This window comes from Modestobacter caceresii, from assembly GCF_000761485.1.
GTDB classification, from domain to species: Bacteria; Actinomycetota; Actinomycetes; order Mycobacteriales; family Geodermatophilaceae; genus Modestobacter; species Modestobacter caceresii.
In genome coordinates this window covers 1-8,013 of the sequence record NZ_JPMX01000097.1, presented here as the reverse complement: position 1 = coordinate 8,013, position 8,013 = coordinate 1, and the positions used below count along the sequence as shown (strand labels likewise).

Sequence of the window (8,013 nt, the reverse complement as noted above, 5' to 3'; positions counted from 1 at the left end):
GCACTCACCGCGGCATGATCAACGAACCGAACGTGTCCGGAAAACCGGGTCAAGCTCCTCTTGGGCCGATTGATCAACGTTGGCCGTTGATGGAAGGGTGCGTTGAGCAGCACGTTCGACGTTGACCCACGTTGGCGACATGGGCTCGTGTCAGCCCGTTTTCGATGAGTAGACGATGCCTAGCGGACACGAATAATCGATCGCTCCGGCCGACCTCTCTGGCGCCCTGTGGCGTCACCGACCGAACTCGGCTAGCGCAGACCGTCTGCTCGCGTGTGATCGAGCGGGGTGACGAACGAAGGGGCGCCCAAGCTTTCGCCTATGCGGCGTCGGGACTGCTGCACCTCTGCCACCGCGGTGTCGACTCGCTGTCGCCAGGCGGTGACGATGGGGCCGATGAGTAGTGGCTCGGGCAGCTTCGGCAATGAGCCGACTGCTGCCGCTGCGTCTGCGAACGCGTCCGCGGCAGCGTCTACGGCCTCCCAGACGATTGGGCGAGCACTGAGTCGTACCGTCGAGATGGGCAAAGCCAACTCCTCCATCGCCGCCTGGACGTTCTGTTGCCAGTCTTGCGCCCACCGGCGTCCCAACACTCGACGTCGCAACCGCGGCCGGCCAACGAAGTCCACGGTCCGGTGCAATCGGGCCAGTGAGAGCGCTAGAGCGGCGTCGAAGTGAATGCAGGAGTCGATCTCGGCTGCCCGAGCAGCGCGGTCTCGCTCCTCCTGCCAGTGAGCTTCGCGGCTCGCTCGTCGATCCTCGAACTCTCGAGTTTGCAAGTTGACCTGCTGACGACCACTGCGCCGCACGGCGAAGATCGACCCACCGACCGCGATGAGCGCCGCCAATAGCGTCGCCAGCGCCGGCGCCCGGACGTCACCCATGGCGCCTTCCTACGGCACCTGGGGGTCGGCAGCACGCTGCACTCGCCGATGCATCCGCACAACAGCTGCGCGCAGGCTCGGAGCACCGCCGGCTCGCGCGCGCCCGCCCTCTCAGCGCGGGTTGCCCAGGGACATGGCCGCCAGAGAGCGGGCGGTCCGCTGCATGACCCTCAGCTCGAGGCCCACTTCGCGAGCGAGGCGGCGTTGAGCCGCTCGCTATATCGCAGGCGCTTGCCTGCGTTGAGTTGCTTCGCAAGGTCAGCCAACTCTATCGGGCTCGTTCCGGGCCATCCGCGACGGATGGCTTCGACGGCGAGCTGGCTTGGGACGAGCGCATGACCGTGGTTGCGCATGTACGTGAGCGCCTGCACCGCCATGGATCGCTCGCGGGTGTCGACGAGTCCCTGATTGAGCACTGGCAGTAGCGAGATCCCGTCGACCACGGCCTTGATGGCAGCACTAGCCTCCGGGACCCGCGGAGCTGGCTCGCCAGCCAGAATCTCGGCGTCATGGGCGGTGATCCATGGAGAGTGACTTTCGTGGCCACGGACGACGACCAGCCCGCTGAGTTTGGAGCGACGCTCAAGTCCGAGGACGTCATCCAGCTCCAGGCACCAAGCGATAACGATGCCCTCACGAGCCTGTGCGGTATACCGACTGTGGCGGTTGCTGGTCGTGCCGATGGGCAGGCCGGTCTGCCCCAGCCAAGGCGATGCCTCGATCGCGCTCGTAGTTGAGCCGATGATGGTGATCTTGTCAGCGCTACCTGCCCACGCTCTGGCGAGGCGGTAAGCCGCTGGCAGCTCAACGTGCGGGGAGATATAGGCGCGGCGCATGAAATCACCATAGGTTCGAGAGCCGACAGTTCCCGCTTCGCCAGTGCTGGCACAGCGCACTCGCTCCCTCCAAGGGCGCCGGGAGACACGTAGGCGCGTTGAAACGGAACGTTGAAGGGGTGTTTGACCTTGTTCGACTGTTGACAAGTCAGACCGGTGACCTGCGCATTCGACGTTGAGCGTCCATAAGTGCGATCAAACAAGACTGGACGTCTTGCGGACTCTCTGCGGACTGCCGGACTGCCGGACCGCCTGCCGGCCGAGCGCCGGCGTCCCATTCGCCGGTCGTCAAACGGGCGATGTACCCGCAGGTCGGTCGACGTCCGCGCTGCCTACCCGACTCGATCTTGGTCGCCAGAAGTTCCTCGCCCTTGAAACTCGACTGCCATCGGCCACGGCGGCGTCGTCCGCGGGCCAAGCGTCGCGGCCAGAGCGCTTGGCCACTAACTGACGCTTACCGAAGACGATGCACCCTGACGGCTTTGGTCATGCCGTCGACCTGCATCTTGCCTCCGCTAATGACTGCCAAAGGGCGATACTTGTACTGATAGCGGTAGTAGTACTCCGCCTGCTGCCATACCGACCCGTTCTCGAGCGTAACGACGGTGCTGCCATCCCAGCCCGTCCATGCGCCAGCAATCCGCGATCTCAACGCCTACTCGACCTCCCGCCCTTATAGCGCCGTTCGGCGCATCTTGCAGCACAGCTCTGACCGTTTCACGTGCCCTCGGGGGGCCTTCTTCCACTCCAACCACGTAACTGCTTGCTCGGGGCAAGGCCCTCATAGATCTCACGACTGCCGGCGTCATGAGCGCCCCAGGAACCGGCGCAGCCAACGGCTCAGCTTCGTCAGCACGCCGGCACGGGGAGCGTCACCGTAGGTCTGTGCGCGCTGCGCGGCGTCCAACTTGTGTGTTGCTAGTGCAGCATCTCGAGTCATGGGTCGGCACCACACGACTTTGTTTTGCCGAATCAGGTAGTGCGACCCGCACGGGAACTGCCCGTTGCCCACCGACGGAGACAGGGTCACCCGCCCGTCGAAGGTCAGGGTCCAGTCTGCAGGGCCCAGCGGCGTCACGACCCTGACGCCGCAGCCGCACGCGCATCGGTGGGAGGCGGTCGCGTACTCCATCGAGACGTACAGGAGCCCGTCGTCCAGGGCTGTCGGCACATACTCGACGAAGACGGATTCCAGTTCTTCACTCTTCACCGGTCGAGCCCGCCCCCGTCGGCCCGTCATCCTCGGCTTCGTCGTTGCCGTACCGGTTGATGATTTCGTTGGTGTCGATTCGATATAGGGAGTGCAGTTCGCTCTGGCTGTCGCTGTAGAAGCCGTAGCGCTTCTTGAAGGCGACGACGGCCAGGATGGCGGTGAGCGCGTTGAGCTCGGCCACCTGGATGTTCGATTCGTACTCGTCGCCATCGCCGAGCTCGTAGGAGATCAGCTGGTGGTCCCGGATGTGGCCTTGCTGCCCGGGCAGGCTGGTAGTGACGCGGAGGAGCCCGGCCAGGCCACTGGCGTCGTGGCGCACACCCAACCCGGTGTCGATGAACGACACTCCCGCGTCGGTCAGCGCATCGATAATGACCTTCTTGTCCTCGTTCGCGTCCATGGCGAGGAACACGAAGCTCATCTCGAGCAACTCGTCGACGTTGTCCGCTGTCACGTACTCCGCGTGTGGCACGACGCCCCACCGCAGTCGTCCGTACCGGGCTGCGTGGTAGTCCACCTTGAGCGGGGCGGCGTTGAGTTCCTCGATGCTGGCCGCACCCGGTGAACGGTAGGAGTTGTGAGTGGAGAAGACGTCGCCGTCGTAGACGTGCAGCTCACGGATCGGCGTCTTGGCGAGCAGATCGAGCAGGTAGGCGCCGGTCCCTCCAAGGCCGACGATCGCAACTTTGGGCAGCGAGATCTTCTCCGCCAGGGCGGTGATGCCGGCGCGGCTGGAGTTCGTGTCCAGGTACTTGAACACGCTGTCGGTCTGGTCCGACACGACCGGCTTGAACGTGGTGGGGATCGCCGTGGGGTCGATGGCCTGGGCGTGGCCCACAATGAGCCCGGCGTATGCGACCACCTTGTCGTAGTAGTTGGTGTAGCCGCGGCCGTGCGCCTTCATCGAAGAACTGCACGCCGCCACCAGGCCGTCGGCGAGCTGCATCGGTCCGCGCTGGTGGATCAGAGCCTGAAGCTCCATCCCCTCCTTGCTGTGCGGGACCTCGGTGAACCACATCACGTGGGTCCGTGGCGGACTCGTGGTCTCGCCCTGGATGTCCAGGGGGCAGACGAAACTGCCGCGGACGACGGTGCCCGCGGCAGTCACGAACGGGATGTCATCGATGGCCAGGTGGCCAGCGCAGATGCGGACGGCGTACCCCTCGTTGACGAGCCGCGACAGATCCGGGCTGTCACGAACGAGTCGTGGCAGTGACATCGAAGCTCGTCCCCTTCTTCTTCACGGCCACCGAGGTTCCGGGCACCAGGGTGCCGCTACCCCCGTGCCCACCCTTGGCCTTGTGATAGGCCACCGAGTAGATGACGTTGGCGTCCCCGTTGGGGAATCCCAGGTCGACCACCTGCTCGTACGTGACGGTCTCGGCGTCAACCTCGTACCGCGACCCGTTGACCGCGATCTCGTAGTCCTTGTCCTTGGTCGGGTTCTTGGCCGACAGCTCGACTTCGGTCATCACGCGCTCACTCCCTTGATCGGTGCCGGACCTTTCAGCCGACGCGTCGACCGTAGCATCTCATCACCCCTGGGGTGATGGCATGATGACCGATGGCGTGTCGTACGCGGAGCGGGTCGTCGGCCCAGTCGCCGATACGTTGTGCCGCATCACCCGATGAGTGAAGGGCCCATGGAGATCGAGTACCTCGATCGCGGAGCGCGTGATGCCGCGACGCCGCCAGGTGTGCGGCCGCCGGGCTGGAGCCATGCCGAAGTCGGCCGCCTGCGCCTCGTCGTTCAATGCATCCGAGCCGGGCGGGTCCCCAGTGACGTGCTGTCGCTGCGTTCTTTGCGCCTTCGCACCGATCCTGACGATCCCGCGTCGGTCAGGACTGAGTTGAGCTTCGGCCGCGCCCTCACCCTCGTCTTCAAGGCAGACAGCAGCCCCATCACAGCGATGCTGGATATCGCGCCCACCAGAACGGACTCAGGACGATGAGCGATCGCGTGCCCGACCCGGTGCCAGTCGGCAGGTTCCTCGCAGAGGAGATCGAGGCACACGGGTGGACCCAGGCGGAATTCGCCGCCGTGCTCGGACGACCGGTGCAATTCGTCTCCGAGATTGTGAACGGCAAGAAGGAAGTAACTCGAGAGTCGGCAGCGCAGATAGGTGCAGCCTTGGGTCAGACTCCGGAGTTCTGGCTCAGTTTCCAGGATGAATACTTGCTGAGCGAGCAGGCCAAGAGCACTCAGACGCAGCAGGAGTTGTCAGAAGTGCGGCGCCGCGCGCGCCTAAACCGATTGGTGCCGGTCGCGAGGTTGCGCAAGCGTGGTGTGTTAGTTGGACAAGAGTTGGATGAGCTCGAAAAAGAGGTGGCCAACCTCTTGGAGCTGGACAGCATCAACGACGACCCCGCCTTTTGCATCGCGGCTCGACGGAGTAACCACGACGAGCCAGTCTCGTCTGTGCAAGTCGCCTGGGTGGCATGTGTTAGGCGCGCGGCTCGCAGACGCACAAACCCGAAGCCGTTTTCGAAGTCCAAGCTAGAGAGACTGGCGGTGCAACTGCCCACACTGCTCAGTAACCCTGACGGCTTCCGCAGCCTGCCCGAAAGCTTCGCAGACACCGGCGTCATCCTCGTCTACGTCGAGGCACTACCAGGAGCAAAGATTGACGGCTGCGCCTTCATGCTCGAGAAGACGCCCATCATTGCGCTCTCAGGGCGAGGGAAGCGCTTGGATAAAGTATTGTGGACGCTGTTGCACGAGGTGGCCCACGTCATTCTCGGCCATGTCTCGTCCGAAGTATTAGTGGATACGTTGGACGACCATGACGAGACCGACGACACAGAGAACGAGGCCGACAGGCGAGCCGGCGCCTGGCTCTTGCCTACACCGCTTCCGACACCGCCGGCTCGTATCGGCGCAGGGTGGGTCGAAAGCGTGGCGAGCGAGCGCCGCCTAGCACCAATCGTGATCGTCGGCCAACTCCAGCAAAGACAGGTGCTGGACTGGCGTACGACGCTCGCGCGCAGCGCCCCGACCGTCACCGGAGTCCTCGAGACTTGGTGACCCTGTGCGCCGGCAGTTCTACGTTGGTTAGCCCCTGGTGGCAGGGCGCCACTTTCGGCGTGAAGCCCACCGTGCCGCACGTTGAGAAGCGCGCACGCGCAGTACTTGCTCCATCGTCTCCCGTAAGGCCAACCGCTACGGCGACTTTAGGGCGGCAGCCCAAGCCGGCAGCCCGCCAACGTCGCCGAGAGAACCGCCAAACGCCGCAGTCTGGAGATGCGTGCGTCGCGGACGGTCGGTTCCTGTCTTGTCGGTAGTGGAAGTGAGACTGACGTGTGCTCGTTCCGGGAATCGGATCAGCCATCGCGAGCGCCGGCCAGGCTCTGGCCTCCGAAGCCGGCAAGACTGCCGCTCGCGGTCTGACAGGCCGCCTGGGACGTCGTCCTGGGCGCTCAAACCGCCGCGCCGCCTACCAGGCCTCAATTGTGGGATGCCTACGCGCCCGCCTACGCATTGCCAGCCTGCTGGCGGTGCACCATGCACGGCTAAACCCGCTCGATCTGGTGGCGGTGGCCGCCGGCTATCCGGTCGCGGTTAGCGCCCTTGATCGAGTGATCACCGACCTGGCCGACCTCTCCAAGGCCTCATGTGCGGTCCAGGCCCTGGCACCGGCCGATGTCGCCCAAGGTGCGGAAGAGCTACTCGTGGCGCTGGGGCAGCTGCTGGCCCATGTCAATCTCGGTTGGCACCGCCCCCGCCGACTTCGTGAAGTGCGAAAGCGCGCTCACGATGCCGGTGAGCGGTTCGAGGCTGTGCTGACTGAGTTCGGCCACGCAGACGCCGCATCCCGTGGAAGGACCGTCGCGCGGCCCGCCGACGAGGGACTCATCGACCTGCGCCGTTAGCCCGGGGCTTTCACGCCGGAGGCGTGTAGCGAAAAGTTGATCAAACGGAAAGTGCTCCTGACCTGCGAGAATGAGACTTGTCTAGGGTCCGTTCAGCGCAGTTCGAGGAGCACCTTCCAGGTGAAGAAACCTACCCTCTACTACCCGCCCGCGGCCATCGACGGAGCTGGCGCCTCGGTCGTGCCGCACGCTGGTTCGACGGTGCTGCTGCGCAACGCGCAGGCTGTCGGGCTCACGGCCGCGCTGCGGGAGGCGTTCACTCCGTGGCGGCGGCCGCTGGCTGTTCACGACCCGGGCAAGATCGTGCTTGATCTCGCGATCAGCCTGGCGATCGGTGGGGACTGCCTGGCCGACATCGCCCAGCTGCGAGCCGCCCCGGAAGTCTTCGGGCTGGTGGCCTCGGATCCGACGGTCTCCCGGTGCATCGACGCGTTGGCCGCCGACGCTCCCGCGGCGCTGGCGGCGATCAACACCGCACGGGCGACCGCCCGCGCGCGGGGCTGGCGACTGGCCGGTGACCACGCCCCCGACCATCGGGTCTCCGCGGCCACGCCGCTGGTGCTCGACGTGGACGCCACCCTCGTCACCTCCCACTCGGAGAAGGAAGCGGCAGCGCCGACGTTCAAGCGTCGGTTCGGCTTCCACCCGCTGTGGGCGTTCCTCGACCACGGCGCCGAGGGGACCGGGGAGCCGCTGGCGTTCCTGCTGCGGGCGGGCAACGCCGGTTCCAACACCGTCACCGACCACAAGACGGTCATCCGTGACGCCCTCGCTCAGCTGCCCGGCGGACACACCCGCGGCAAGAAGGTCCTCGTGCGGGTCGACGGGGCCGGCGGCACCCACGAACTTCTCGCGTGGCTGACCCGGCGCCGGCTGGCCTACTCCGTGGGCTTCTCGCTGCCCGGCGACCTCGCGACGATCCAGACCAAGCTGGCCACCATCCCCGAGCACGTATGGGAGCCGGCCTACGACGCCGACGGCCAGCTCCGGCCCGGCGCCTGGGTCGCCGAGGTCACCGACCTGTTCGAGCTGCGCTCCTGGCCGGCCGGGATGCGGGTGATCGTGCGCAAGGAACGCCCGCACCCCGGCGCCCAGCTGCGGATCACCGACCTCGACGGCCTGCGCGTGACGGCGTTCGTCACCAACACCACCCGGTCAAGTCCGCTGGCGTGGTGTGTGACGGCTACCGCGTGATCTTCATGTCTGGTCA

Annotated in this window: 8 protein-coding genes and 1 pseudogene; 4 read left to right on the top strand and 5 right to left on the bottom strand. The window is 65.6% G+C overall.

Translation table 11 applies throughout. From position 1 onward, the window contains the following. Window positions 1-251: 251 nt before the first annotated feature. From IN07_RS19990 to IN07_RS19970, 5 genes are all read right to left on the bottom strand, one after another. Window positions 252-884: a hypothetical protein gene (locus tag IN07_RS19990; RefSeq protein WP_036339467.1), complete on the bottom strand. Its 633-nt coding sequence runs from the start codon at window positions 882-884 to the stop codon at window positions 252-254. Window positions 885-1,054: 170 nt separating this feature from the next. Beyond that, complete coding sequence (locus tag IN07_RS19985) at window positions 1,055-1,720, bottom strand: hypothetical protein (protein ID WP_036339465.1); 666 nt, start codon at window positions 1,718-1,720, stop codon at window positions 1,055-1,057. An 805-nt stretch (window positions 1,721-2,525) separates the two neighbouring features. Then, window positions 2,526-2,930 (bottom strand): DUF6527 family protein, encoded by a 405-nt coding sequence (locus IN07_RS24230; RefSeq protein ID WP_052091548.1) that lies wholly within the window; start codon window positions 2,928-2,930, stop codon window positions 2,526-2,528. Continuing rightward, window positions 2,920-4,152, bottom strand: coding sequence for a ThiF family adenylyltransferase (locus IN07_RS19975; protein WP_052091547.1), 1,233 nt, complete (start codon window positions 4,150-4,152; stop codon window positions 2,920-2,922). The genes IN07_RS24230 and IN07_RS19975 overlap by 11 nt, the downstream gene beginning before the upstream one ends. Continuing rightward, the gene (locus tag IN07_RS19970; RefSeq protein ID WP_036339463.1) at window positions 4,127-4,405 is read right to left on the bottom strand and encodes a multiubiquitin domain-containing protein; all 279 of its coding nucleotides are present in this window, start codon (window positions 4,403-4,405) and stop codon (window positions 4,127-4,129) included. Before IN07_RS19970 ends, IN07_RS19975 begins: the two co-directional genes overlap by 26 nt. 171 nt (window positions 4,406-4,576) lie before the next feature. Here IN07_RS19970 and IN07_RS25470 point away from each other — a divergent pair, with 171 nt between their 5' ends. The 4 genes and pseudogenes from IN07_RS25470 to IN07_RS19960 form a co-directional block, all read left to right on the top strand. Beyond that, the gene (locus tag IN07_RS25470; RefSeq protein ID WP_156119307.1) at window positions 4,577-4,885 is read left to right on the top strand and encodes a hypothetical protein; all 309 of its coding nucleotides are present in this window, start codon (window positions 4,577-4,579) and stop codon (window positions 4,883-4,885) included. Further along, window positions 4,882-5,958 (top strand): helix-turn-helix transcriptional regulator, encoded by a 1,077-nt coding sequence (locus IN07_RS19965; protein ID WP_036339459.1) that lies wholly within the window; start codon window positions 4,882-4,884, stop codon window positions 5,956-5,958. The genes IN07_RS25470 and IN07_RS19965 overlap by 4 nt, the downstream gene beginning before the upstream one ends. A gap of 470 nt (window positions 5,959-6,428) precedes the next feature. Further along, entirely contained in the window at window positions 6,429-6,803 is a 375-nt protein-coding gene (locus tag IN07_RS25465; protein WP_156119306.1) for a hypothetical protein, read from the top strand. Window positions 6,804-6,923: 120 nt separating this feature from the next. Then, window positions 6,924-7,958: pseudogene (locus tag IN07_RS19960) on the top strand (IS1380 family transposase); the annotation flags it as partial. Window positions 7,959-8,013: the final 55 nt, after the last annotated feature.

Bases quoted from the DNA above. Each gene is read 5' to 3' on its own strand.
- IN07_RS19970 (WP_036339463.1), bottom strand. From the start codon at position 4,405: ATGACCGAAGTCGAGCTGTCGGCCAAGAACCCGACCAAGGACAAGGAC.
- IN07_RS19965 (WP_036339459.1), top strand. From the start codon at position 4,882: ATGAGCGATCGCGTGCCCGACCCGGTGCCAGTCGGCAGGTTCCTCGCA.
- IN07_RS19985 (WP_036339465.1), bottom strand. From the start codon at position 1,720: ATGCGCCGCGCCTATATCTCCCCGCACGTTGAGCTGCCAGCGGCTTAC.
- IN07_RS19975 (WP_052091547.1), bottom strand. From the start codon at position 4,152: ATGTCACTGCCACGACTCGTTCGTGACAGCCCGGATCTGTCGCGGCTC.
- IN07_RS25470 (WP_156119307.1), top strand. From the start codon at position 4,577: ATGGAGATCGAGTACCTCGATCGCGGAGCGCGTGATGCCGCGACGCCG.
- IN07_RS19990 (WP_036339467.1), bottom strand. From the start codon at position 884: ATGGGTGACGTCCGGGCGCCGGCGCTGGCGACGCTATTGGCGGCGCTC.